This window comes from Serratia sp. TMDUHS_CL, from assembly GCF_037137105.1.
Classification (GTDB): Bacteria; Pseudomonadota; Gammaproteobacteria; order Enterobacterales; family Enterobacteriaceae; genus Serratia; species Serratia nevei.
The window spans coordinates 45,106-68,613 of sequence record NZ_JBBBDV010000016.1; the positions used below are offsets into that span (position 1 = coordinate 45,106).

Genomic DNA, 23,508 nt, shown 5'->3' on the forward strand with positions numbered 1-23,508 from the left:
GCAACCTCAATCGGTTGATTTAGCATCAGAGCCTGCCAGAAACTTTCCCGGCAATTAAAGAATAAAAAATTTTGGGATAGATGATTCCGGAATATATCGCCGACGGGCATAAAAAAGCCCCCGCGAGCGGAGGCTTTTTTGTCGTGCGGTGAGCGGCATATCAGTACAGTTTTTTCGCCGTTTCCAGCCAGTCACCCTTGAACGGACGCTTCATGTTTTCGATCGCGTCGATGATGTCGTGGTGCACCATTTTTTCGTTCTGGATACCGACGCAGCGGCCGCCGTAACCCTGCAGCAGCAGCTCGATGGCGTAGGCGCCCATGCGCGAGGCCAGGATGCGGTCGTAGGCAACCGGCGAACCGCCGCGTTGAATGTGGCCCAACACGGTAGCGCGAGTTTCACGCTTGGTTTCCTGCTCGATGTGGCGCGCCAGCTCATCGATATCGCAGATGTGCTCGGTGATCGCCACGATGGCGTGTTTTTTACCCTTGGCGATACCGGCCTTGATTTCGCACACCAGGTCTTCGCGGTTGAATTCGATTTCAGGCAGCACGATGAATTCGCAACCGCCGGCAATCGCCGCCGCCAGCGTCAGATCGCCGCAGTAACGGCCCATCACTTCCACGATGGAGATACGCTGGTGCGAAGAGGAGGTATCGCGCAGGCGGTCAATCGCTTCCACCACGGTTTCCAGCGCGGTGAAGTAACCGATGGTGTAGTCGGTGCCGGCAACGTCGTTATCGATGGTGCCCGGCAGGCCGATGCACGGGAAGCCTTCTTCCGTCAGGCGTTTGGCGCCCATGTAGGAACCGTCGCCGCCGATCACCACCAGCGCGTCGATGCCGCGATTCTTCAGGTTTTCAATCGCCTTGGCGCGCACGTTTTCATCCCTGAACTCCGGGAAGCGGGCCGAGCCGAGGAAGGTGCCGCCGCGGTTGATCATGTCGGACACGCTATAGCGGTCCAGCTGCTCCATGCGATCTTCGTACAAGCCAAGGTAGCCATCGTAAATACCAAAAACTTCCAGACCTTCTGAAAGCGCAGAACGCACAACGCCGCGGATTGCAGCGTTCATACCCGGCGAATCACCGCCGCTCGTCAGTACACCGATTTTCTTGATCATGACTACCTCTGAACTGTGTAGATGCAATTTCTTAAGAATTCTGTCTCCGCCGATCGTCTTGAAACCTCTCCGGCTGCAGAAAACCAGCTTTACGGCTTATTGCTGGATATTATATCAAAAACACCCAGCTGAATTGATTCAAGTCACGCAATATAACGGTAAAAACACCGCATGGCACGCTGAGCTAACTCAGATATTCATGATAATACTTCGATCTATGCCTCTATCTGATTATAGCTCCCAATGCCCCTGCCTACCCGGCGGCACCACGGAGCACGGATCCAGGTGAATGATGACGTCCGCCCCCGCAAAACGGTGACGCAACGCCTGTTCCACCTGATCGGCCAACCGATGCGCCTCACGCAGCGGCAGCGTGTCTTCCATCTCCAGATGCAGCTGGATGAAACGCGTCGGCCCCGACTGCCGCGTGCGCAGATCGTGCGCGCCTTTCACCCCGGGCCAAGAGGAAACCACCTCAATAATCGCCTGGCGTTCGTCATCCGGCAACGCCCGATCCAGCAGCGACTGCACCGCTTCGTAGCCCATACGCAGCGCGCTATAGAGGATGTATACGCCGATGCCCAGCGCGAACAGCGCATCTGCCCGGTGGAAGCCGTACCAGCTTAGCCCAAGAGCGATAAGAATAGCACCATTCATCATGACATCTGACTGATAATGCAGCATATCTGCGCGCACGGCCTGGCTGCGGGTTTTTCTGACCACCCAGCGTTGATAGGTAACCAGAATCAGGGTGCTGGCCAACGCGATCACCGTCACGACGATCCCAATACCGGGATCGCGCAGCGTTTGCGGCGCATACAGATGCTGGAAGCCGGTGAGGAACAGAAACAGGGCGGAGCCGGAAATAAACATGCTTTGCGCCAGCGCCGCCAGCGATTCCGCTTTGCCGTGGCCAAAGGTGTGCTCGGCATCGGCCGGCTGCAGCGAATAGCGCACCACCAGAAGGTTGGTCAGCGAGGCGGCAATATCGACCAGCGAATCCACCAGCGCCGCCAGCAGGCTGACCGAACCGGTGTGGTACCAGGCGACGATTTTGATCAACAGCAGCGACGACGCCAGCGCGGTAGCGGCCAACGCAGCGGACTTTACCAGGCGTGCATAGCGCTGTTCCATGAAGGGATCCCGGTCAAAAGGTGTGGCGCTCAATATAGCGAAATGTCGGATAAAAAAAACCCCGCCATCATGGCGGGGAAGACAGGGATGGTGTCTATGGCAAGGAAAAACAGGGGACTACTCAGTCGTACTTCACTTCTGGGCAGAAGCTTGCTGCAAACCAGAAATTTGTTGCTCCATCTGCTGCATACGCTGCTGATGTTTCTGGTCTAAAACACTTTTTTGCTCTGGCGTCAGCAGGTTATACATTTGGTTGCGCACCCGGGCCATTTCGACCTGGCGCTTGACCTGCTGTTGGGCCATCTTTTCCGCCTGGGCATACACGGCGGCTTCGTCAAATTTCTCTGCGGTCACCAGTTTATGCATGGCTTCCATTTCAGCTACATTGACACCAGGCAGATCGTGCCGGGCCTGGCGCATCAAATCGCGCATTTGCTGGCGCTGCTGTTCACTGAGGCTGACACCGTCGAACATATGGTGCTGGCCGGGTATTCGGGTCATCGCGTCGTTGCCGGGAGGTTGGGCTGTGTCCGGTATAGTGTCGGCAGCGAAGGCAGCGGTCGAACCAATTGCCAGCAGTGATGCCATAACTAATGCGGTCACCTTACGCATTTCAACTCCTCAAGCTTTCTCACTTTGCGAATCAACGAGGAGCAGTGTACCGCTACACCTGAAAACCTGCGTCAGTGCATGTAAAACTACGTAAAGTCATGGAATGGCAACAGTTGATGACGTATTTTGCGTCTGGAGGTAAATCATAATGAACAAGATTCTGTTAGTTGACGACGACCGCGAGTTGACCTCGCTGTTAAAAGAACTGCTTGAAATGGAAGGTTTTAATATCGTCGTCGCGCACGATGGCGAGCAGGCGTTGTCGCTGCTGGACAGCTCCGTCGACCTGCTGCTGCTCGACATCATGATGCCGAAGAAAAACGGCATCGATACGCTGAAAGAACTGCGCCAACATCACCAGACGCCGGTCATCATGCTGACCGCGCGCGGCAGCGAACTGGACCGCGTGCTGGGTCTGGAGCTGGGCGCCGATGATTACCTGCCGAAACCCTTCAACGATCGCGAACTGGTCGCGCGCATTCGCGCCATTCTGCGCCGTTCCAACTGGAGCGAACAGCAGCAGCAGGTCGACAGCGGCGCCCCGACGCTGGATGTCGATGGCCTGCAGCTCAACCCCGGCCGCCAGGAGGCCAGCTTCGACGGTCAGGTACTGGATCTGACCGGCACCGAATTCACCCTGCTTTACCTGCTGGCGCAGCATCTCGGCCAGGTGGTGTCGCGCGAACTGCTGAGCCAGGAAGTGCTGGGCAAACGCCTGACCCCGTTCGATCGCGCCATCGACATGCACATTTCCAACCTGCGGCGTAAGCTGCCGGATCGCAAAGACGGGCATCCGTGGTTCAAAACCCTGCGCGGGCGGGGTTATTTGATGGTATCTGCAACATGATCAACAGTTTGACGGCACGCATCTTCGCCATTTTCTGGTTCACGTTAGCCCTGGTGCTAATGTTGGTGCTGATGGTGCCCAAGCTCGACTCCCGCCAAATGACCTCGCTGCTCGACAGCGAGCAGCGGCAGGGGTTGATGCTGGAACAGCACGTCGAGGCCGAGTTGCAAAACGATCCGGCCAACGATCTGATGTGGTGGCGCCGCCTGTTCCGCGCCATCGACAAATGGGCGCCGCCGGGCCAACGCCTGCTGCTGGTCACCAGCGAAGGCCGGGTGATCGGCGCGCAGCGCAATGAAATGCAAATCGTCCGCAACTTCATCGGCCAATCCGATAATTCAGATCATCCGAAGAAGAAAAAGTACGGTCGCGTCGAGCTGGTCGGGCCGTTCGCGGTGCGCGACGGCGAAGACAACTACCAGCTGTACCTGATCCGCCCCGCCAACAGCCCGCAATCCGATTTCATCAACCTGATGTTCGACCGGCCGCTGCTGCTGCTGATCGTCACCATGCTGATCAGCGCCCCGCTGCTGCTGTGGCTGGCCTGGAGCCTGGCGAAACCGGCACGCAAGCTGAAGAACGCCGCCGATGACGTGGCGCGTGGCAACCTGAAGCAGCATCCGGAACTGGAGGCCGGCCCGCAGGAGTTTCTGGCCACCGGCGCCAGCTTCAACCAGATGGTCAGCGCGCTGGAGCGCATGATGAACGCGCAGCAACGGCTGATCTCGGACATCTCGCACGAGCTGCGCACGCCGCTGACGCGCCTGCAGCTGGCCACCGCGTTGATGCGTCGCCGCCATGGTGAAGGCCACGAGCTGGCGCGCATCGAAACCGAAGCGCAGCGGCTGGATTCGATGATCAACGATCTGCTGGCGCTGTCGCGCGGGCAGCAAAAAGGCGAGCTGGCGCGCGAGCAGCTGAAGGCCAACGACCTGTGGGCCGACGTGCTGGACAACGCCCGTTTCGAAGCGGAACAGATGGGCAAGCAGTTGGAGATCACCGCGCCGCCCGGCCCGTGGACGCTGTTCGGCAACGCGAGTGCGCTGGACAGCGCGTTGGAAAACATCGTGCGCAACGCCCTGCGTTATTCGCACACCCGCATTGCCGTGGCGTTCAGCGCCGACAATCAGGGCGTGACCATCGAGGTTGACGACGACGGCCCCGGCGTCAGCGCCGAAGATCGCGAGCAGATCTTCCGTCCGTTCTACCGCACCGATGAAGCGCGCGACCGCGAATCCGGCGGCACCGGCCTCGGCCTGGCGATCGTCGAAGCGGCGGTCAACCAGCATCGCGGCTGGGTGAAGGCCGAAGACAGCCCGCTTGGCGGCCTGCGGCTGGTGCTGTGGCTGCCGCTGCATCATCAACGTCTGTCGACTAAGACAGAACAGTAAGAGTTTGCTATCCTGCGCCCCTCGTTCACGAGGGGCCTGCAACATGCTGAACATCGTTTTATTTGAACCCGAAATTCCACCCAACACCGGCAATATCATCCGCCTGTGTGCCAATACCGGCTTTAACCTGCACCTGATCGAACCGCTGGGATTCCCGTGGGACGACAAGCGCCTGCGCCGCGCCGGGCTGGACTACCATGAGTTCACCCGCGTCAGCCGCCATGCCGATTACGCCGCCTTTCTCGCCGCCGAAAACCCACAGCGGCTGTTTGCCCTGACCACCAAAGGCACGCCGGCGCACAGCGCCGTCAGCTATCAGGCCGGCGACTACCTGCTGTTCGGCCCGGAAACGCGCGGGTTGCCCGCCGACATCCTCGATGCGCTGCCTGCGCAGCAAAAAATCCGCATCCCGATGCAGGCGCAAAGCCGCAGCATGAACCTGTCGAATGCCGTATCGGTGGTGGTGTATGAGGCCTGGCGGCAGCTGGACTATGCCGGCGCGCTGATCAAGGCATAATCCGCGACGACGCGCCATACTGGAAGCATCATCGCTGCGATGTTCTTTCCAGGAACGGCACATGGCTTTCATCGAGGATATTGTCACCCAGCTTCGCCGCCTCGAGACGGCGCTGAACGAGGCGCTGCTGCGGCTGCAGCAGGCGCAAGACAGCGAAGCGCTGCACGACCTGCGCGTCTGTCTGCGCCGCATTCGCAGCCTGCTGCGCCCGTTGCGCGGCTGCCCCGGCGCAACGCGGCTCGATCGGGCCGCCGCCGAGTTGGGCAGGCTCACGACGCCGCTGCGCGATCTCGAGGTGCTGAGCGCCGACCTGGCGCGCCATCGCCTCGATTGGCAGGCCAACGTGCGCCGGAGCGATCTTCAGGCTCGCTGCCGTCAACTGCTCGCCCATCCGCAGCTCATCGACTTTCCCTCGCTGTTGCACGCCTGGCCGCGCCGCTTCCGCCGCACCGCGCGACGCACCGCCAAATACCGCCTGAACCGGCGCCTACAGCGCCAGCAGCGGCAACTGCGCCGGGCATTGGCCGATACCGGCTACGATCGCCACCGTCTGCGGCTGCTGATAAAACGCCTGCGTTATGCCGCCGAAGCCTATCCGCAACGCCTTTCCCTCTCTGCCGAAGCGACGGCGGGCCTCAAAGCGGCGCAAAACGCCCTCGGCGACTGGCACGATCGGGAGGTCTGGTGCCTGCAGGCCGAGCATCAGGCGGATCTCTGGCCGTTGTTGCCCCTATGGCAAGTTGAGCAACGCCAGGCGCTGGCCAGAGCGGATACCCTACTCGCCGCCTTATCACCGGCGCTGGCGGCGAAAACCGGCGGCGCATCACGATCCTGAAAAAAGGCCACGGCAGGGCACGCCCGGCCCCGAAAATGCCCGATGAGGCACAGATAATGCGCTATGTTTTGTAAGGGTAATCACCACTCATCATAGGAAACCATATGAAGAAACAACGCTTGAGCGTTGCCATGGCGGTTCTGGCAGCGGGCCTGTTGCTGGCGGGCTGTTCGTCCAAAGTCACCCAAACGTCTCAATATTCGGGCTTCTTGTCCGATTACAGCAAACTGCAGGAAACCACCTCGCCAAGCGGCCATAAAACGCTGCGCTGGATAGATCCAAACTACAAGGAATCCAACTACCGCGGCCTCTATTTCCAACCGGTGGTCTATTTCCCGGCGGAAAAACCGACCACGCGCGTCAGCCAGGACACGCTGAACAAAATCAAGGCGTATGCGACCCAGCGGATTAAAGCCGCGCTGCAGAACCGCTTCACCATTCTGCCCAGCCCGGCAGGCTCACGTGTGTTAGTAGCCAAACTCGCCATCACCGCCGTTTCCGCCGAAAACGAAGACATGAAGTTCTATGAGGTGGTACCGGTCGCGGCGGTCGTTGCCAGCACCATGGCGGCGACCGGGCACCGGACGCAAAATACCGCGCTGTATATCGAAGGCGAGCTGATCGACCAGGATACCGGTAAAACGGTGATGGAAGTGGTACGCAAGGCTTACGGCAAAACCGTCAACAACGACAGCACGCCGGTCACGGCGGATGACGTTAAGGCGGCGATCGACGACATCGTTACCGATATCACCAACTTCCCGAAACAGGGCTGACCGCCGCCTGAAAAACACAGGGGGAGCCGAAGCTCCCCCTGAATGGCTGCGCAGACGGCACTCAAATGCCGTCGCCGTACTCAAAGCCGTGATTGGTGCCGTTGAAGTATTGGTCCATATCCATCGACGGCGTATCGCTCTCCGGACGCCCGACGATGCGCGCCGGTACGCCGGCGGCGGTGGTATGCGGCGGTATCGCCTGCAAGACCACCGAGCCCGCGCCGATCTTCGCGCCCTTGCCCACTTCGATATTGCCGAGAATTTTGGCGCCGGCACCAATCATCACCCCTTCGCGAATTTTCGGGTGACGATCGCCGCTGGTTTTACCGGTACCGCCCAGGGTGACCGACTGCAGGATAGAGACGTTGTTCTCCACCACCGCCGTTTCACCGATCACGATGCCGGTGGCGTGGTCGAGCATGATGCCGCAGCCGATGGTCGCCGCCGGGTGGATGTCCACGCCGAAGGCGACGGAAATTTGATTTTGCAGGTAGATAGCCAGCGCTTGCCGCCCTTGCTGCCACAGCCAGTGACCGATACGGTAAGCCTGCAGCGCATGGAACCCTTTCAGGTAAAGCAGCGGCGTGGAATATTTATCGACCGCCGGGTCGCGCAGCCGCACCGCAAGGATATCGCGCGCCGCCGAAACGATCATCTGGTTGTCGGACTTGTAGGCCTCTTCCACCACCTCGCGCACCGCGATGGCGGGCATGATCGGCGTCGCCAGCTTGTTGGCCAGCATATAGCTGAGCGCGCTGCCCAGGTTCTCGTGCTTGAGCAACGTCGCATGGAAAAAGCTGGCCAGCATCGGTTCACAATCAGCCAGTGCTCGCGCTTCTGATTTAATGCTGTTCCAGACCTGCTCCAACTCTTCTGACGACATCACATTCCCCTCTGCCTTGCCAAACGGGCCGCTTCACACGGTAGCGCGAAGCGGCCCAGGTCATTTGCGGGGTCAGCACGCTGCCCCGGCATATCGTTTTATGTCACGCGCTGGGTTTTTCGTCCTTTCGGGCTCGCCCCAGCAGGCTCAGCGCCGCTTCGCGGGCGTCTTTATGGCAGTAAAGCACCTGATAAATCTGTTCGGTGATCGGCATTTCCACGCCGTGCCGCTGCGCCAGCGCCAACACCTCTTTGGTATTGCGATAGCCCTCGACCACCTGGCCGATGCTGTCCTGCGCTTCCTGCACGCCTTTGCCCTGCCCCAGCATAATGCCGAAGCGGCGGTTGCGCGATTGGTTGTCCGTGCAGGTTAGCACCAGATCCCCCAGCCCCGCCATGCCCATGAACGTCGAAGGATCGGCGCCCAGCGCAGAACCCAGACGGCTCATTTCCGCCAGCCCGCGTGTAATCAACGCGGTGCGGGCGTTGGCGCCGAAACCGATGCCGTCGGACATGCCGGCGCCAATGGCGATCACGTTCTTCACCGCGCCGCCAAGCTGCACGCCGATGAAGTCGGGATTGCTATAGACGCGGAAGCTCTTGCCGCAGTGCAGCAGCTGTTGCAGATCGTCGGCGAACTGCGCATCGGTCGCCGCCAGCGCGATCGCCGTCGGCAGGCCGGCGGCCAGCTCTTTGGCGAACGTCGGCCCGGAGAGCACCGCCAGCGGGATCGTCTCGCCCAACGCCTCACGCGCCACGTCCTGCAGCAACCGGCCGGTTTCCGCTTCCAGCCCCTTGGTGGCCCACACGATACGGGCGTCCGGGCGCAGATGCGGCTTCAGCTGGCGCAGCACGTCGCCGAACACGTGGCTCGGCACCACCACCAGCACGTCGCGGCTGGCCGCCAGCGCACGCGCCAAATCGGCTTCAAGCAGCAGGGTATCGGGGAAGGGAACGTCGGGCAGAAACGCCTGATTGCAGCGATCTTGCTGCAACGTTTGAATTTGCGCGGGGTTGTGCCCCCACAGCACCACGGAGTGGCCGTTACGCGCCAGCGTAATGGCCAATGCGGTGCCGTACGAGCCGGCACCGATGACAGTCATTGAAGCATTGACGGTGTTCATCAGGCATCCTGATGTGGTGCGGCACCTTCGCCTTCCGCCTGCTGCTGCAGATAGTTCATGAACAGCGCGTCAAAGTTGACCGGTGCCAGGTTCAGCTGCGGGAATGTGCCGCGGGAAACCAGGCTGGTGATGCACTCGCGCGCATACGGGAACAGGATGTTCGGGCAGTATGCACCCAGGCAATGCGCCAGCTGCGTGCCTTCGATGCCTGCTACCGAGAAGATGCCCGCCTGTTGCACTTCGCACAGGAACGCAGTTTCTTCGCCCAGGCTCGCCGTCACGGTTACGCGCAGTACCACTTCATACACTTCGTCAGCCAGCTGGCTGGACGCGGTATCCAGATCAAGTTTAACTTCCGGCTGCCATTCCTGCTGGAAAACCTGCGGCGCGTTCGGCGCTTCGAAGGAGATGTCCTTGGTATAAATACGTTGGATCTGGAAAGCCATTTCGGTGCTGTTTTGTTCTGACATGTGAGTAATACCCTTGGTTAAACGTCCTTATTGACACTCGGTGAACCGGCAAGCTGCTTAAAGCAGCGGATCCAGGCCGCCGCGAGCATCGAGTTCATATAAATCATCGCAGCCGCCGATATGCCGGCCGTCGATGAAAATCTGCGGCACCGTGTTGCGCCCGCTGCGCTCGATCATCACTTCGCGCTTGGCGTTATCGCCGTCGATGGCGATCTCGTTAAACGCCGCGCCCTTGCTGTTCAACAGCGCCTTGGCGCGATGGCAGAACGGACAGGTCGCTTTGGTGTAGATATCAATGTTAGCCATGGATTGCCACCTCAAATAGGTTAAACGGTTACTTACCGCGCACCAGCGGCAGGTTTTCTCCGCTCCAGCCGGAAATGCCGTCTTTCAGCATCGTCACCTTTTCAAAACCGGCCTTGCTCAGGTTCTCCGCCGGCTCGCGGGAGGCGGTGCCGTTGGCGCACACGACGATGATCGGCTGCGCTTTGTGTTTTTCCAGCTCGCCCAGGCTGCCGTTTTTGATTTCGCTGGCGGTCAGGTTGATGGCGTTGGCCAGGTGACCACGGCGGAAATCGTCGCGGCTGCGGGTGTCGACCACCACGGCTTCTTCTTTGTTGATCAGGCGAATAGCTTCACCGCGGGCGATCTCTTTAACCTTGGAGAAACGGCTTTTGAAGGTCATGACGATCACGGCGACCAGCAGAGCGATCCAAGCCAGGCTCAGAATAGGGTGTCTGCTTACGAATGGCATAATTTCTTGCAGCATGGGGTGTAACAACTCCCGTCAGTTAAGGGATAAATAAGTCAAGGTTCCAGAGTATACCTGCCGAGTGCGGCAAATACAGCCAATAAGCAAGCGCGATTGTAGAAACTGCGGGCTGCGCTGAGAAATTCCCGACGTCAGAGCATAAAAGCCCGCGCGATTCGCCGCAACCTTGATCTCTTTGGGCTATTTATCGCCGCCGGCGGTGTAAAATCAGCCGGTTTTTCGAGGGTGAATAGCCATGCCTGCGGCGGGCGCATGGCTATTCGCAGCTTAAAAAGTTCATAAGAGGTCAATGCAATGTCGAGCAACAAAAAACCGATGGTACTGGTGATCCTGGACGGTTACGGCCATCGTGAAGAGCGGCAGGACAACGCGATCCTGAACGCCGGCACCCCGGTGATGGATCGCCTGTGGCGGGAGCAGCCGCATACGCTGATCGCCGCTTCCGGGCTGGATGTCGGCCTGCCCGACGGCCAAATGGGCAACTCCGAAGTCGGCCACGTCAATTTGGGTGCCGGGCGCATCGTGTACCAGGATCTGACCCGGCTGGACAAAGCGATCGCCGACGGCGACTTCTTCGCCAACCCGGTGCTGACCGCCGCCGTCGATAAGGCCGTAGCGGCCGACAAGGCGGTGCATATCATGGGCCTGCTGTCGCCGGGCGGCGTGCACAGCCACGACGAGCACATCCTGGCCATGATCAAGCTGGCCGCCCAACGCGGCGCCAAAGCCGTTTATCTGCATGCCTTCCTCGACGGGCGCGACACGCCGCCGCGCAGCGCCGAAGCCCCGCTGCAACGCTGCCGTGACGCCTTCGCCGCGTTGGGCGTCGGGCGCATCGCCTCGCTGATCGGCCGCTACTACGCGATGGACCGCGACAACCGCTGGGATCGCGTGCAGCTGGCCTATGACCTGCTGACCGCGACCAAAGGCGACGCCGTGGCCGAGGATGCGATCGCCGGCCTGCAGGCCGCTTATCAGCGCGGTGAAAACGACGAGTTCGTCAGACCGACCGTGATCCGCGCCGCCGGTGAGGCCGATGCCGCAATGCAGGACGGCGACGCGTTGATCTTCATGAACTTCCGCGCCGACCGCGCGCGCCAGATCACCCGCGCCTTCGTGAACGCGGATTTCGACGGTTTCCCACGCGCCAAGCAGGTACAGTTCGGCGATTTCGTGATGCTGACCGAATACGCCGCCGACATCGCGACCGCCTGCGCCTATCCGCCGGCGTCGCTGGCCAACACCTTCGGCGAATGGCTGATGAAGCACGACAAAACCCAGCTGCGCATCTCGGAAACCGAAAAATACGCCCACGTCACCTTCTTCTATAACGGCGGCGTAGAAGCGCCGTTCAAGGGCGAAGACCGCGTGCTGGTCAACTCGCCGAAGGTCGCCACCTACGATCTGCAGCCGGAGATGAGCGCCGCCGAGCTGACCGACAAGCTGCTGAGCGCCATCCGCAGCGGCAAATACGATGCCATTATCTGCAACTACCCGAACGGCGACATGGTAGGGCATACCGGCGTGTATGAAGCGGCGGTCAAAGCGGTGGAGACGCTGGACGCCTGCATCGCCCAGGTGGTTGATGCAGTGCGCGACGTCGACGGCCAGCTGCTGATCACCGCCGATCACGGCAACGCCGAGCAGATGCGCGATCCGGCCACCGGCCAGGCGCACACCGCCCACACCAGCCTGCCGGTGCCATTGATTTACGTCGGCAAACCGGCGCGGGCGGTCGAAGGCGGCAAGCTTTCGGACATCGCGCCAACCCTGTTAACGCTGATGGGAATGGAAATCCCGCAAGAGATGACTGGTAAGCCGCTGTTCATCGTGGAATAATCCTTCTCCATGAGGGAGAAGGCGTTTTTTGCACTATCAAGGGTAACCCGAAGCGCAAACGCAGGCAGCCGACCGCTGCCTGAACGCACCGCGCCAAGGACGTTCACCGCCATGTGCGCCAGCGTATTTTGCGCTGGCGTCTTGCTGTTGCCGCTCGCCGGCCAGGCGGCGGAAGACAATAAATCCCAGCTGAAAGACATCCAGCAGAGCATCGCCGAGAAAGAAAAAGCGGTGAAGCAGCAGCAACAGCAGCGCAGCTCGCTGCAGGATCAGCTGCGTCAGCAGGAAAAAACCATCGCCCAGGCCAGCCGCCAGTTGCGCGACACCCAGGGCACGCTCACCCAGCTGGGCAAAGACATTTCCGGCCTGAACGCCTCGATAGCCAAACTGCAAAAGCAGCAATCGACCCAACAAAACCTCCTCGCCAAACAGCTCGACGCCGCCTTCCGGCAAGGGCAGCACAGCGCCGTGCAGCTGATCCTCAGCGGTGAAGAAAGCCAGCGCAGCGAACGTATTCTGGCCTATTTCGGCTATCTGAACGAAGCGCGTCAGAAAACCATCGAAGAGCTGAAGCAGACCCGCGCCGAGCTGGCGAAGCAAAAAACCACGCTGGTGGCCAAACAGGGCCAGCAAAAATCCTTACTGGGCGAGCAACAGACGCAGCAGCAGAAGCTGGAGCAGGCGCGTGGCGCCCGCAAGAAAACGCTGACCGCGCTGGAAGCCTCGCTGGAAAAAGACCAACAACGCCTGGTGGAACTGCGCCAGAACGAAGCCCGCATGCGCGACAAGATCGCTCGGGCGGAGCGCGAAGCCCGTGCGCGCGCCGAACGCGAAGCGCGTGAAGCGGCCAAGGTGCGCGAACAGGTGCGCATCAAGGAGCAGCAGGCGAAGAAAACCGGCACGACCTACAAACCTAGCGAAGCCGATCGCTCGCTGATGGCGCGAACCGGCGGCCTCGGTCGTCCGGCCGGCCAGCTGATGTGGCCGGTGCGCGGCCGCACGCTGCACGGCTTTGGCGAACAGCAGCAGGGCGAGCTACGCTGGAAAGGCATGGTGATCGAAGCCCGCGAAGGCAGCGAAGTGAAAGCCGTCGCCGATGGCCGCGTGCTGCTGGCCGACTGGCTGCAAGGCTATGGCCTGATGGTGGTGGTCGAACACGGTAAAGGCGACATGAGCGTGTACGGCTACAACCAAAGCGCGTTGGTCAACGTCGGGGCGCAGGTGCGCGCCGGTCAGCCGATCGCTCTGGTCGGCACCAGCGGCGGCCAGGGAACGCCGTCGCTCTATTTCGAAATCCGTCGTCAGGGACAGGCGGTTAACCCACTGCCGTGGTTGGGAAGATAGATTTGCGCTATGTCAAAATCCGAACAGCTCTGTTAATAGGCTGTCTGCTGCAGGTTTACGCTGCGCAGGCAGGAAAACTCTCCATCGTCATCGATGACGTGGGCTACCGCCCTCACGAAGAAAACGCGGTGCTGCAAATGCCGACGGCGATCTCGGTCGCGGTGTTGCCCAACGCGCCGCATGCCCGCCTGATGGCCACCCGCGCCCACAGCCAGGGCCGCGAAGTCTTGATCCACATGCCGATGGCGCCGCTCAGCAAGCAGCCGCTGGAGCGCGATACCCTGCAGCCTTCCATGAGCAGCGAAGAGATCCAGCGCATCATCCGCAATGCGGTGAACAACGTGCCCTACGCGGTCGGCATGAACAACCACATGGGCAGCGCCATGACCTCCAGCCTGCCGGGCATGCAGAAAGTGATGCAGGCGCTCGAAAGCTACCGCCTGTACTTCCTCGACAGCATGACCATCGGCAGCAGCCAGGCGACCCGCGCCGCGGTCGGCACCGGCGTGAAAGTGATCAAACGCAAGGTGTTTCTCGACGATACCGCGAACGAAGCCGACATCCGCCGCCAGTTCAACCGCGCGGTCGAATTGGCGCGGCGCAACGGCTCCGCCATCGCCATCGGCCACCCGCGCCCGGCGACGGTAAAGGTGCTGCAGCAGATGCTGCCATCGCTGCCCGCCGATATCGTGCTGGTCAAACCGAGCGCGCTGCTGAACGAACCGCAGGGCAACGCTGGCGGCAGCTACGTCCCGCCGCCGGTCAAACCGCAAAAACCGCAGCCGAAGAACCCGTTCAGCGGCGGCATCAAGCAGTGCAAGGTCAAACCGCCGAAGGAAAAAACCAACGCCGGTACCGCGCTGAGCGTCATCGCCGACAGCATCGCCAGCTCGCCGCCGGTGACCTTCATCAAGCGTCATTGGCAGCACTGGACGCAAGCCAAACCGCAAGCATAAAAAAGGGCCGGCATGCCGGCCCTTTTCACGTTTGCCGGGATCAATCCCAGCTCAGCACCACTTTACCCGACTTGCCGGAGCGCATGGCGTCGAAGCCCTGCTGGAACTCGTCGATCGAGAAGCGGTGGGTGATGATCGGGGTCAAATCCAAGCCGGACTGGATCAGCGCCGCCATCTTGTACCAGGTTTCGAACATTTCGCGGCCGTAAATCCCTTTGATAAACAGCCCTTTGAAGATAACCTGGTTCCAGTCTATCGACATGTCCGAAGGCGGAATGCCCAGCATGGCGATACGCCCGCCGTGGTTCATCGCATTGAGCAGCGTGCGGAACGCCGGCGGCGCGCCGGACATTTCCAGACCGACGTCGAACCCTTCGGTCATGCCCAGCTCGGCCATCACGTCGTTGAGGTTTTCCTTGCTGACGTTCACCGCGCGGGTCACGCCCATCTTGCGCGCCAGTTCCAGACGGTATTCGTTAACGTCGGTGATCACCACATGACGGGCGCCGACGTGTTTGCACACCGCCGCCGCCATGATGCCGATCGGGCCGGCGCCGGAGACCAGCACGTCTTCCCCCACCAGATCGAACGACAGCGCGGTGTGCACCGCATTGCCGAACGGATCGAAGATCGAAGCCAGTTCGTCGGAGATGTTATCCGGGATCTTGAAGGCGTTGAACGCCGGGATCACCAGGTATTCCGCGAAGCTGCCCGGACGGTTCACGCCCACGCCGACGGTGTTGCGGCACAGGTGCGTGCGGCCGCCGCGGCAGTTGCGGCAGTGGCCGCAGGTGATATGGCCTTCGCCGGACACGCGATCGCCGATGCTGAAACCTTTGACTTCCTGACCGATCGCCACCACTTCGCCCACGTATTCATGGCCGACCACCATCGGAACCGGAATGGTTTTTTGCGACCACTCGTCCCAGTTGTAGATATGCACATCGGTGCCGCAGATCGCGGTTTTGCGGATTTTGATCATGATGTCGTTGTGGCCCAGCTCCGGCTGAGGCACGTCGGTCATCCAAATCCCTTCTTCCGCTTTCAGTTTTGACAGTGCTTTCATGGTTTTACCTTATGCAATAACGCCAAGATCCTTACCGATACGTGTAAACGCCGCCACTGCGCGTTCGATTTGCTCCGGGGTGTGGTCGGCGGACATCTGGGTGCGGATGCGCGCCTGGCCTTTCGGCACCACCGGATAGAAGAAACCGGTCACATAGATGCCTTCCTTGAGCAACGCATTGGCGAATTCCTGCGCCAGCTTCGCCTCACCCAGCATGACCGGGATGATGGCGTGATCGGCGCCGGCCAATGTGAAGCCGGCGGCGGTCATTTTTTCGCGGAACAGACGCGCGTTAGCCCACAGGCGATCGCGCAGGGCGTCGCCCTCTTCCAGCAGTTCCAGCACTTTGATCGACGCGGCGACGATCGCCGGCGCCAGCGAGTTGGAGAACAGGTACGGGCGCGAACGCTGGCGCAGCCACTCCACCACTTCTTTCTTGGCGGCGGTGTAGCCGCCGGAAGCGCCGCCCAGCGCTTTGCCTAACGTACCGGTAATGATATCGACGCGGCCCATCACTTCGCAGTATTCATGGGTGCCACGCCCGTTGGCGCCGACAAAGCCCACCGCGTGGGAGTCATCCACCATCACCAGAGCCTGATACTCGTCCGCCAGATCGCAAACCCCTTTCAGGTTGGCGATCACGCCGTCCATCGAGAATACGCCGTCGGTGGCGATCAGGATGTGACGCGCGCCGTCGGCTTTGGCCTGCTTCAGCTGTGCGGCCAGCTCGGTCATGTCGTTATTGGCGTAGCGATAGCGCTTGGCCTTGCACAGGCGCACGCCGTCGATGATCGACGCGTGGTTCAGCGCATCGGAGATAATGGCGTCTTCCGGGCCCAGCAGGGTTTCGAACAGCCCGCCGTTGGCGTCGAAGCAGGAGGAGTACAGGATCGCGTCTTCCATGCCCAAGAAAGCCGCCAGTTTCTGTTCCAGCTGCTTGTGGCTGTCCTGGGTGCCGCAGATGAAGCGCACCGACGCCATGCCGAAACCGTGGCTGTCCATTCCCGACTTGGCGGCGGCGATCAGCGCCGGATGATTGGCCAAACCCAGGTAGTTATTGGCGCAGAAGTTGATCACATGGCTGCCGTCGGCAACGGCGATATCCGCCTGTTGCGCGGAGGTGATGATGCGTTCTTCCTTGAACAGCCCTTCACTGCGAGTGGCGGCAAGCTGTTGTTCCAACTGCTGATAAAAAGACGCTGACATTCGGTTATCTCCAGGATTGGGCTATTTGCGGCATATTTTACTGATTTGTAACCAAACTGACGAGAATGCGCGGGAGAGAATATTAAAATTGCAGCAGATATCACGGCAAAAGGCGGGCTTCAATGGCAATGCGGGATATTCGGAGCCCTTCCGCTGTTTGCCGCGGCATGAAATGCTATGATAACCGCCATTGAGCGTGGGGCATTGTGCCCCGCCAGCAGCTTAGCAGGGGTAACCCAATGATTATCGTCACTGGCGGCGCCGGCATGATCGGCAGCAACATCATTAAGGCACTGAACGACAAGGGATATCGTGATATCCTGGTGGTGGATAACCTGAAAGACGGCACCAAGTTCGTCAACCTGGTCGATCTGGACATCGCCGACTATATCGATAAAGAAGACTTTATTGCCAGCATCGTGGCCGGCGACGATCTGGGCGATATCGAAGCGGTCTTCCACGAAGGCGCCTGCTCCGCGACCACCGAGTGGGACGGCAAGTACATGATGGACAATAACTATCAGTACTCCAAAGACCTGCTGCACTACTGCCTGGATCGCGAAATCCCGTTCCTGTACGCCTCCTCCGCCGCCACTTACGGCGGCCGCGAAGAGTTCATCGAAGAGCGGGAGTATGAAGCGCCGCTCAACGTGTACGGCTACTCCAAATTCCTGTTCGACCAGTACGTGCGCGAGATCCTGCCGGAAGCGGACTCGCAGATCTGCGGCTTCCGCTACTTCAACGTTTACGGCCCGCGCGAAGGCCACAAAGGCAGCATGGCCAGCGTCGCCTTCCACCTGAATACCCAGATCAACCGCGGCGAAAACCCGAAGCTGTTCGCCGGCAGCGAAAACTTCAAGCGTGACTTCATCTACGTCGGCGACGTGGCGGCGGTTAACCTGTGGTTCTGGGAAACCGGTAAATCCGGCATCTTCAACTGCGGCACCGGCCGGGCGGAAACCTTCCAGGCGGTGGCCGACGCGGTGGTGGACTTCCACCAGAAGGGCGCGGTGGAATACATCGAGTTCCCGGAGAAGCTGAAGGGCCGCTATCAGGCTTACACCCAGGCCGATCTGACCAAGCTGCGCGCCGCAGGCTACGACGCACCGTTCAAAACGGTCGCCGAAGGCGTGAAAGAGTACATGGCCTGGTTGAACCGCACCGCATAAGCTGAAGGAATTAACGCTGGGTATGAAAATACTGGTTATCGGCCCTTCTTGGGTTGGCGACATGATGATGTCGCAAAGTCTCTATCGCACCCTGAAGGCCGAATACCCGTCGGCGGAGATCGATGTGATGGCGCCGGCCTGGTGCCGCCCGCTGCTGGCGCGCATGCCGGAAGTCAATCAGGCGCTGGCGATGCCGCTGGGCCACGGCGCGCTGGGGCTCGGCGAGCGCCGCCGCCTGGGGCGCGCCCTGCGCGCCAACCGTTACGATCGCGCTTACGTTCTACCCAACTCGTTCAAATCCGCGCTGGTGCCTTTCTTTGCCGATATCCCGCAGCGTACCGGCTGGCGGGGCGAAATGCGTTACGGCCTGCTGAACGACGTCCGCGTGCTCGACAAGGCGGCCTTCCCGCTGATGGTGCAGCGCTACGTGGCGCTGGCCTATGACAAAGGCCGCATTCAGCGCGCCGACGATCTGCCGCAGCCGCTGCTGTGGCCGCAGCTGCAGGTGAGCGACGAAGAAATCGCCGACACCACCGCAGCGTTCAACCTGACCGGCAGCCGACCGATCGTCGGCTTCTGCCCGGGCGCGGAGTTCGGCCCCGCCAAACGCTGGCCGCACTATCACTACGCGGCGCTGGCTCAGCGGCTGATCGAGAGCGGCTATCAAATAGCGCTGTTCGGTTCGGCGAAAGACCACGAGGCCGGCGAACAAATCCGCGCCGCGCTGCAGGAAGACGCGCGCGATTTCTGCCTTAACCTGGCCGGAAAAACCCAGCTGGAGCAGGCGGTGATCCTGATCGCGGCCTGCCGGGCAGTGGTCAGCAACGACTCGGGCTTAATGCACGTTGCCGCAGCGTTGAACAAACCGCTGATAGCCTTGTACGGCCCAAGCAGCCCCGACTTCACGCCGCCGCTCTCCGACAAGGCGCGGGTCATTCGCTTGATCAGCGGCTACCACAAGGTGCGTAAGGGCGATGCCGAGCAGGGGTACCACCAAAGTTTGATCGATATTCAGCCGCAGCAAGTGTTGGACGCGCTGACGCCGTTACTTGTCGCCAGCGAGGAATAGTCATGCAGGTGTTAATCGTAAAAACCTCCTCGATGGGGGACGTGCTGCATACGCTGCCCGCCCTGACCGACGCGCTGCAGGCCATTCCCGATATCCGCTTCGACTGGGTAGTGGAAGAAGGCTTCAGCCAAATCCCCACCTGGCACCCGGCGGTGGATCGCGTGATCCCGGTGGCCATTCGCCGCTGGCGCAAGAACTGGTTCGGCAACGACACCCGGCAACAGCGCTGCGACTTCAAGCGCGCGCTGCAAGAACGTCGCTACGACGTGGTGATCGACGCTCAGGGCCTGATCAAAAGCGCCGCGCTGATCACGCGCATCGCCAAAGGCAACAAACATGGCCCGGACTGCAAGAGCGCGCGCGAGCCGTTCGCCAGCTGGTTCTACAACGTGCGCCATGAGATAGACAAACAGCAGCACGCGGTGGAACGCACGCGTGAGCTGTTCGCCAAAAGCCTCGGTTACGACAAACCGGGCAGCTACGGCGATTACGCCATCGCCGCGCGCTTTCTCAGCCGCCCGCCGGCCGATGCCGGGCAGTATTTGGTGTTTCTGCACGCGACGACGCGTGACGACAAGCACTGGCCGGAGCAGAACTGGCGCGAGCTGATCGCGCTGACGGCCGACAGCGGGCTGAAGATCAAACTGCCGTGGGGCGCAGAGCATGAACATCAGCGCGCGCTGCGGTTGGCGGAAGGTTTTTCACATGTCGAAGTGCTGCCGAAGCTCAGCCTGCAGCAGGTGGCCGAGGTGCTGGCCGGCGCCAAGGGCGTGGTCTCGGTCGACACCGGGCTCAGCCATTTGACCGCCGCGCTCGACAAACCCAACATCACGCTGTTCGGGCCGACCGATCCCGGCCTGATCGGCGGCTACGGGCAAAATCAGCACTCGCTGATTTCGCCGGAAAAAAGCATGGCGACAATCGACGCCGATACGGCATGGCAGGCGTTGCAAAAGGTTATAGCATGAAAAAACTGCATATTATCAACCTGGGTAAAATGGGCGGCGTCGAACGCCTGTTCCTGCAGTACATCAACGATACCACCGACGGCAGCAACCAAGTCTTGTGCATCAGCGGCGACATTGGCGAAGAGATCCGCCGCCAGCTGCCTGCGCATCAGCCCGTCACCTTCGCCAACCGCCTGATCAATGCGCTGCCGTTACGCTGCCCGCAGTTCCTGCGCAAATTTTTGCTGAAGTGGAAAATCGAGCGGGCGAACGCCGACGTGGTGATCGTCTGGGACCTGGTGCCGGGGCTGGCGGCCAAACCCAAACGCGGCAAACTGGTTTACTACGATCACGGCTGCTCCTGGCGTTACCCCAAGAATAAAAAGACGCTGAGTTTCTTCGCCATGCTGGACGGCGTCATTTCCGCCTCGCACGCGTCGAAGCGGGTGATGGAGCTGCGTTTTAATCTGCCTTGCCCAAATCACGTGGTGATCAACCGCATCAAGACGCCGGCGGGGATCGACACTGCGCCGAAAACGCTGTCGCAGCCGGTCAGGATCGGCACCGCTTCACGCCTGGTCAGCCTGAAAGGCATCAGCGTTTCATTATTAATGATGCAGGAACTGCTGCGGCGCGGGCATGACGTCACGCTGGAAGTGGCCGGCAAAGGGCCGGATCGCGCGGCGTTCGAGGCGCTGGCGGCCCGGCTTCAGCTCGGCGACCGCGTCACCTTCAGCGGTTATCAGGATGACGTCGCCGGCTTCTTCAATCGCACGCACATCTACATGAGCACGCCGATCACCGAGCCGTTCGGCTTGTCCTGCATGGAATCGCTCTATTTCGGCGTGCCGGTCATTTTCCCGCAGGTTGACGGCCAGCCGGAAGCGGTCAAGGACGGCGTCTGCGGCATTGGCCTGACGCCGTCGGTCACCGTCGAACAACACCGGCAGCTCACCAATATCGAGGTCGACTTCCCGCATGAGGTCTACGATCCGTTGACCGACAGCCTGGTCGCGCCCAAGCTGCTGTCGCATCTCGACTGTGCGGATGCGGTTGAGAAATTGCTGGCGCGCGAAACCTACCAGACTCTGAGCCGAAATGCGCAGCGCTATCCTGCGGAACATTTCAACTATGCTCAGTTCAAAGCTGAGTTCGACGACACGCTGCGATCCTTTATCGCTTAATTGAAACGTGAGCCGGAAAACACGCCCGATGCTAAAACACAGAACGCCGCACCCTGCCTTCAGCTATCTGATCTATCTGGGGTGCGCCATCGCTTTTTGCACCATCCCTTTCGGTTCCGCGACCGGACGCAATCTGTTTTACGTTTCCAGCTACATCGCCTTTATCGCCGTTTGCCTGTACCCGCGCTACTACTTCAGCAACGCGAGAAATCTGCTGCTGCCCGCGCTGATGTTCAGCGTGGGCATGGGAACCATCCTCTGGATGCATCACTTCAAACAGCCGGGTGAGTACATCAATATTTATCGCTCTTATATGTCGACCGGCAAACTGCAGCTCGCGACCGCCTTCATTTTGCTGATCGCGCTCAATGAGCGGTTGTGCGTGCAGCGCCTGCTGATCGTCGTGGCTCTCGCCACCGGCTTGGCGGTCAACGGCTATTCCCTCTATCAGGGATTGCGGCTGGATATCCCGCGCGTAGAGCTCAACTTCGATCGCGCCACGGTCGCCGCCTACCTGATGACCGCCATCGATCTGGTGATGATGCAAGCCATCCTGATGCTGCGCACCCGCTACCGCCTGGCGTTGTACATCGCTGCGTTCCTGCTGTCCTTCTCTGCACTGGTGCTCACCGGCACGCGCGCGGCCATGTTGGTCTACCCGGTAGCGGTCTGCCTGTCGCTGCTGGCGACCAAGCAGCTGGTTTCCAGGAAACACAAGTTTGTACTGGTCTCCTCGGTGCCAGTGTTGCTGCTCATCTGCGGGTTCGTCTTTAAAACGCAGATTGAACAACGCATTGCCGACTTCAAAACCAACATGCAACTGATCGATAAACCCGAGATAGATAACTCCATCATTTCCCGTCTGTCGATGCAGGTAATTGCATGGCGTACAGGAACAGATGCCCCTTGGGGCCAATCCGCCGAGCAGCGCGGTGAAGAGATCCGTGCGATGGTCGCACAGCAACCTCGCCTGTCTGGCGTCATGCCCTACATCAACGTCCACCTGCACAACGAGCTGCTGGAAACCTACTCGCTCAAGGGCATCTGGGGCGTACTGCTGCTGCTGGCGCTCTATGTCAGCCTGTTCTTCTCTTCCTTCCGGCCGCAGCGCAACGCGCTGCTGCTGAGCGTCAGCGCCAGCCTGTTCGTTTACGGCCTGAGCGACGTCATCTTCTTCAGCACGGAAGGCACCGTCATATTCTGCCTGGCGCTGATCGCCGCCGTTCTTTCCGTCCCGAAACAGCCCCCTGTTCAGGAGCCCACCCCGTGAATCCTCAGGAGCCGCTGCTCAGCGTTATCGTGCCGTTTTATAATAATGAAGCGTTCGTTATCGCTGCGCTGGATTCGTTATTTGCGCAGATTAGCGACGATATCGAGGTGGTGATCATCGATGATGGCTCCACCGACGCCTCCGGCGCGCTGGTCAGCCAATATCTGGCGCAGCGGCGGCACCCGCGCGTGGTCTTTACTTCACAGCCCAACGGCGGCATTGCGCACGCCCGCAATGTCGGCTTACGGCTGGCCACCGGTCGCTATCTCACTTTCCTCGACGGCGACGATCTGCTGAGCGACGACTATCTGGCAATCCTGCGGCCCCTGCTTACCGCCGGTGAAAATGACCTGATCGACTTTAATTATCAGAAGTTCACCGAACAACCGCCGACGCCGGATAACCGCGCGACTCAGCCCGTAACCTACGACTTTTCACAGTTGGGGCTCGGCTGCCTGCAACCGCTGTTCGCACGCTCGATGTGGCATCTCTGGAGCCGCGTGTATAAACGCACGCTGCTGGAAGGGGAAACGTTCGAAGACGGCAGGCGCTATGAAGACGTGATTTTCACGCCTTTTCAGTATTTCAAAACCCGCCGCATCGCCCATCTGGACTGCGAGCTCTATTTCTATCGGGATAACAGCCAAGGCATCACTCGCAATATCAAACCCAAAGATATTGAAGATCTGCTGTTCGCCATGGAGAAGATGCTGCGTTTTGTGGCGCAGCATCCCGGGGATGAGCCACTGCGCCGGTTGGCCGCCCTGATGCTGGCCAACTGCTTTTCCGAGGTGAAAAGCATGTCGAAGGCGGTATACGGCTATTATCATTACGCGCCGGCAACGCTGCACATCCTGCGCCGCGCCGCCGATATCTGCCGCAACAGCGACGTGCCGGGCAAAAAAGTCCGCCAGATGCGCTATGCGCGAGTGGATACCTTTCTTTCGAAGCTGCGCGGGCGCAAGCCGCACTAAC

24 protein-coding genes are annotated in these 23,508 nt (G+C 60.4%); 14 read left to right on the forward strand and 10 right to left on the reverse strand.

Going from position 1 to position 23,508, the window contains the following annotated elements:
• Nucleotides 1-160: 160 nt before the first annotated feature.
• The 3 genes from pfkA to cpxP all read right to left on the reverse strand — a co-directional run bounded on the left by pfkA (nucleotide 161) and on the right by cpxP (nucleotide 2,869).
• The gene (gene pfkA / locus WCL58_RS22640; protein ID WP_004931116.1) at nucleotides 161-1,123 is read right to left on the reverse strand and encodes a 6-phosphofructokinase; all 963 of its coding nucleotides are present in this window, start codon (nucleotides 1,121-1,123) and stop codon (nucleotides 161-163) included.
• Between the two features lie 231 nt (nucleotides 1,124-1,354).
• On the reverse strand, nucleotides 1,355-2,257 hold the full coding sequence (gene fieF / locus WCL58_RS22645; protein WP_060435278.1) for a CDF family cation-efflux transporter FieF: 903 nt from the start codon (nucleotides 2,255-2,257) through the stop codon (nucleotides 1,355-1,357).
• A 132-nt stretch (nucleotides 2,258-2,389) separates the two neighbouring features.
• Nucleotides 2,390-2,869, reverse strand: coding sequence for a cell-envelope stress modulator CpxP (gene cpxP / locus WCL58_RS22650; RefSeq protein ID WP_004931122.1), 480 nt, complete (start codon nucleotides 2,867-2,869; stop codon nucleotides 2,390-2,392).
• A 148-nt stretch (nucleotides 2,870-3,017) separates the two neighbouring features.
• Between cpxP and cpxR the strand changes: the two genes are divergently transcribed.
• From cpxR to WCL58_RS22675, 5 genes are all read left to right on the forward strand, one after another.
• Complete coding sequence (gene cpxR / locus WCL58_RS22655; RefSeq protein ID WP_004931124.1) at nucleotides 3,018-3,716, forward strand: envelope stress response regulator transcription factor CpxR; 699 nt, start codon at nucleotides 3,018-3,020, stop codon at nucleotides 3,714-3,716.
• Nucleotides 3,713-5,107: an envelope stress sensor histidine kinase CpxA gene (gene cpxA, locus WCL58_RS22660; RefSeq protein ID WP_047729612.1), complete on the forward strand. Its 1,395-nt coding sequence runs from the start codon at nucleotides 3,713-3,715 to the stop codon at nucleotides 5,105-5,107. The genes cpxR and cpxA overlap by 4 nt, the downstream gene beginning before the upstream one ends.
• 43 nt (nucleotides 5,108-5,150) lie before the next feature.
• A complete protein-coding gene (gene trmL, locus WCL58_RS22665) occupies nucleotides 5,151-5,624 on the forward strand; it encodes a tRNA (uridine(34)/cytosine(34)/5-carboxymethylaminomethyluridine(34)-2'-O)-methyltransferase TrmL (protein WP_004931130.1) in 474 nt (157 codons plus the stop codon).
• A 61-nt stretch (nucleotides 5,625-5,685) separates the two neighbouring features.
• Nucleotides 5,686-6,459, forward strand: coding sequence for a CHAD domain-containing protein (locus WCL58_RS22670; RefSeq protein WP_336851630.1), 774 nt, complete (start codon nucleotides 5,686-5,688; stop codon nucleotides 6,457-6,459).
• 104 nt (nucleotides 6,460-6,563) lie between these two features.
• Nucleotides 6,564-7,235 carry a DUF3313 domain-containing protein gene (locus WCL58_RS22675; RefSeq protein WP_038872629.1) on the forward strand — a complete coding sequence of 224 codons (672 nt, stop codon included), beginning with the start codon at nucleotides 6,564-6,566 and terminating at the stop codon, nucleotides 7,233-7,235.
• A 61-nt stretch (nucleotides 7,236-7,296) separates the two neighbouring features.
• Here the strand turns inward: WCL58_RS22675 and cysE are convergent, their stop codons facing one another.
• The 5 genes from cysE to WCL58_RS22700 form a co-directional block, all read right to left on the reverse strand.
• Nucleotides 7,297-8,118, reverse strand: a complete 822-nt coding sequence (gene cysE, locus WCL58_RS22680) for a serine O-acetyltransferase (RefSeq protein ID WP_004931135.1) — start codon at nucleotides 8,116-8,118, stop codon at nucleotides 7,297-7,299.
• A 103-nt stretch (nucleotides 8,119-8,221) separates the two neighbouring features.
• Nucleotides 8,222-9,241, reverse strand: a complete 1,020-nt coding sequence (gpsA, locus tag WCL58_RS22685) for an NAD(P)H-dependent glycerol-3-phosphate dehydrogenase (RefSeq protein ID WP_038872626.1) — start codon at nucleotides 9,239-9,241, stop codon at nucleotides 8,222-8,224.
• Nucleotides 9,241-9,711, reverse strand: coding sequence for a protein-export chaperone SecB (gene secB / locus WCL58_RS22690; RefSeq protein ID WP_025304678.1), 471 nt, complete (start codon nucleotides 9,709-9,711; stop codon nucleotides 9,241-9,243). The genes gpsA and secB overlap by 1 nt, the downstream gene beginning before the upstream one ends.
• Before the next feature lie 57 nt (nucleotides 9,712-9,768).
• On the reverse strand, nucleotides 9,769-10,017 hold the full coding sequence (gene grxC / locus WCL58_RS22695; RefSeq protein ID WP_336851631.1) for a glutaredoxin 3: 249 nt from the start codon (nucleotides 10,015-10,017) through the stop codon (nucleotides 9,769-9,771).
• Between the two features lie 28 nt (nucleotides 10,018-10,045).
• Nucleotides 10,046-10,480 carry a rhodanese-like domain-containing protein gene (locus tag WCL58_RS22700; protein WP_038872623.1) on the reverse strand — a complete coding sequence of 145 codons (435 nt, stop codon included), beginning with the start codon at nucleotides 10,478-10,480 and terminating at the stop codon, nucleotides 10,046-10,048.
• 297 nt (nucleotides 10,481-10,777) lie between these two features.
• Here WCL58_RS22700 and gpmM point away from each other — a divergent pair, with 297 nt between their 5' ends.
• From gpmM to WCL58_RS22715, 3 genes are read left to right on the forward strand one after another with little or no spacing between them, the layout of a single operon-like run.
• Nucleotides 10,778-12,322, forward strand: a complete 1,545-nt coding sequence (gpmM, locus tag WCL58_RS22705; protein ID WP_100397026.1) for a 2,3-bisphosphoglycerate-independent phosphoglycerate mutase — start codon at nucleotides 10,778-10,780, stop codon at nucleotides 12,320-12,322.
• Between the two features lie 9 nt (nucleotides 12,323-12,331).
• Nucleotides 12,332-13,666: a murein hydrolase activator EnvC gene (gene envC, locus WCL58_RS22710; RefSeq protein WP_049201812.1), complete on the forward strand. Its 1,335-nt coding sequence runs from the start codon at nucleotides 12,332-12,334 to the stop codon at nucleotides 13,664-13,666.
• Between the two features lie 2 nt (nucleotides 13,667-13,668).
• Nucleotides 13,669-14,622 (forward strand): divergent polysaccharide deacetylase family protein, encoded by a 954-nt coding sequence (locus WCL58_RS22715; RefSeq protein WP_180547938.1) that lies wholly within the window; start codon nucleotides 13,669-13,671, stop codon nucleotides 14,620-14,622.
• A gap of 40 nt (nucleotides 14,623-14,662) precedes the next feature.
• Here WCL58_RS22715 and tdh read toward each other — a convergent pair whose 3' ends face one another.
• Both tdh and kbl read right to left on the reverse strand, forming a co-directional pair.
• On the reverse strand, nucleotides 14,663-15,688 hold the full coding sequence (tdh, locus tag WCL58_RS22720; protein WP_025304682.1) for an L-threonine 3-dehydrogenase: 1,026 nt from the start codon (nucleotides 15,686-15,688) through the stop codon (nucleotides 14,663-14,665).
• Between the two features lie 9 nt (nucleotides 15,689-15,697).
• Nucleotides 15,698-16,894: a glycine C-acetyltransferase gene (kbl, locus tag WCL58_RS22725; protein ID WP_004931154.1), complete on the reverse strand. Its 1,197-nt coding sequence runs from the start codon at nucleotides 16,892-16,894 to the stop codon at nucleotides 15,698-15,700.
• 239 nt (nucleotides 16,895-17,133) lie between these two features.
• Here kbl and rfaD point away from each other — a divergent pair, with 239 nt between their 5' ends.
• The 6 genes from rfaD to WCL58_RS22755 are packed head-to-tail and all read left to right on the forward strand — an operon-like array spanning nucleotide 17,134 to nucleotide 23,507.
• Nucleotides 17,134-18,063 carry an ADP-glyceromanno-heptose 6-epimerase gene (gene rfaD, locus WCL58_RS22730; RefSeq protein WP_016929696.1) on the forward strand — a complete coding sequence of 310 codons (930 nt, stop codon included), beginning with the start codon at nucleotides 17,134-17,136 and terminating at the stop codon, nucleotides 18,061-18,063.
• Between the two features lie 22 nt (nucleotides 18,064-18,085).
• Nucleotides 18,086-19,132, forward strand: a complete 1,047-nt coding sequence (gene rfaF, locus WCL58_RS22735; RefSeq protein ID WP_047729608.1) for an ADP-heptose--LPS heptosyltransferase RfaF — start codon at nucleotides 18,086-18,088, stop codon at nucleotides 19,130-19,132.
• Nucleotides 19,133-19,134: 2 nt separating this feature from the next.
• The gene (gene rfaC, locus WCL58_RS22740) at nucleotides 19,135-20,100 is read left to right on the forward strand and encodes a lipopolysaccharide heptosyltransferase RfaC (protein ID WP_047729607.1); all 966 of its coding nucleotides are present in this window, start codon (nucleotides 19,135-19,137) and stop codon (nucleotides 20,098-20,100) included.
• A complete protein-coding gene (locus tag WCL58_RS22745; RefSeq protein WP_060441455.1) occupies nucleotides 20,097-21,263 on the forward strand; it encodes a glycosyltransferase in 1,167 nt (388 codons plus the stop codon). The genes rfaC and WCL58_RS22745 overlap by 4 nt, the downstream gene beginning before the upstream one ends.
• A 28-nt stretch (nucleotides 21,264-21,291) precedes the next feature.
• Nucleotides 21,292-22,533 (forward strand): O-antigen ligase family protein, encoded by a 1,242-nt coding sequence (locus tag WCL58_RS22750; RefSeq protein WP_180547940.1) that lies wholly within the window; start codon nucleotides 21,292-21,294, stop codon nucleotides 22,531-22,533.
• Nucleotides 22,530-23,507 carry a glycosyltransferase gene (locus WCL58_RS22755; RefSeq protein ID WP_180547941.1) on the forward strand — a complete coding sequence of 326 codons (978 nt, stop codon included), beginning with the start codon at nucleotides 22,530-22,532 and terminating at the stop codon, nucleotides 23,505-23,507. The genes WCL58_RS22750 and WCL58_RS22755 overlap by 4 nt, the downstream gene beginning before the upstream one ends.
• The last annotated feature ends 1 nt before the right edge of the window (nucleotide 23,508 follow it).

Coding starts and splice junctions, on each gene's coding strand:
- pfkA (WP_004931116.1), bottom strand. CDS start 1,123: ATGATCAAGAAAATCGGTGTACTGACGAGCGGCGGTGATTCGCCGGGT.
- fieF (WP_060435278.1), bottom strand. CDS start 2,257: ATGGAACAGCGCTATGCACGCCTGGTAAAGTCCGCTGCGTTGGCCGCT.
- cpxP (WP_004931122.1), bottom strand. CDS start 2,869: ATGCGTAAGGTGACCGCATTAGTTATGGCATCACTGCTGGCAATTGGT.
- cpxR (WP_004931124.1), top strand. CDS start 3,018: ATGAACAAGATTCTGTTAGTTGACGACGACCGCGAGTTGACCTCGCTG.
- cpxA (WP_047729612.1), top strand. CDS start 3,713: ATGATCAACAGTTTGACGGCACGCATCTTCGCCATTTTCTGGTTCACG.
- trmL (WP_004931130.1), top strand. CDS start 5,151: ATGCTGAACATCGTTTTATTTGAACCCGAAATTCCACCCAACACCGGC.
- WCL58_RS22670 (WP_336851630.1), top strand. CDS start 5,686: ATGGCTTTCATCGAGGATATTGTCACCCAGCTTCGCCGCCTCGAGACG.
- WCL58_RS22675 (WP_038872629.1), top strand. CDS start 6,564: ATGAAGAAACAACGCTTGAGCGTTGCCATGGCGGTTCTGGCAGCGGGC.
- cysE (WP_004931135.1), bottom strand. CDS start 8,118: ATGTCGTCAGAAGAGTTGGAGCAGGTCTGGAACAGCATTAAATCAGAA.
- gpsA (WP_038872626.1), bottom strand. CDS start 9,241: ATGAACACCGTCAATGCTTCAATGACTGTCATCGGTGCCGGCTCGTAC.
- secB (WP_025304678.1), bottom strand. CDS start 9,711: ATGTCAGAACAAAACAGCACCGAAATGGCTTTCCAGATCCAACGTATT.
- grxC (WP_336851631.1), bottom strand. CDS start 10,017: ATGGCTAACATTGATATCTACACCAAAGCGACCTGTCCGTTCTGCCAT.
- WCL58_RS22700 (WP_038872623.1), bottom strand. CDS start 10,480: ATGCTGCAAGAAATTATGCCATTCGTAAGCAGACACCCTATTCTGAGC.
- gpmM (WP_100397026.1), top strand. CDS start 10,778: ATGTCGAGCAACAAAAAACCGATGGTACTGGTGATCCTGGACGGTTAC.
- envC (WP_049201812.1), top strand. CDS start 12,332: ATGAGGGAGAAGGCGTTTTTTGCACTATCAAGGGTAACCCGAAGCGCA.
- tdh (WP_025304682.1), bottom strand. CDS start 15,688: ATGAAAGCACTGTCAAAACTGAAAGCGGAAGAAGGGATTTGGATGACC.
- kbl (WP_004931154.1), bottom strand. CDS start 16,894: ATGTCAGCGTCTTTTTATCAGCAGTTGGAACAACAGCTTGCCGCCACT.
- rfaD (WP_016929696.1), top strand. CDS start 17,134: ATGATTATCGTCACTGGCGGCGCCGGCATGATCGGCAGCAACATCATT.
- rfaF (WP_047729608.1), top strand. CDS start 18,086: ATGAAAATACTGGTTATCGGCCCTTCTTGGGTTGGCGACATGATGATG.
- rfaC (WP_047729607.1), top strand. CDS start 19,135: ATGCAGGTGTTAATCGTAAAAACCTCCTCGATGGGGGACGTGCTGCAT.
- WCL58_RS22745 (WP_060441455.1), top strand. CDS start 20,097: ATGAAAAAACTGCATATTATCAACCTGGGTAAAATGGGCGGCGTCGAA.
- WCL58_RS22750 (WP_180547940.1), top strand. CDS start 21,292: ATGCTAAAACACAGAACGCCGCACCCTGCCTTCAGCTATCTGATCTAT.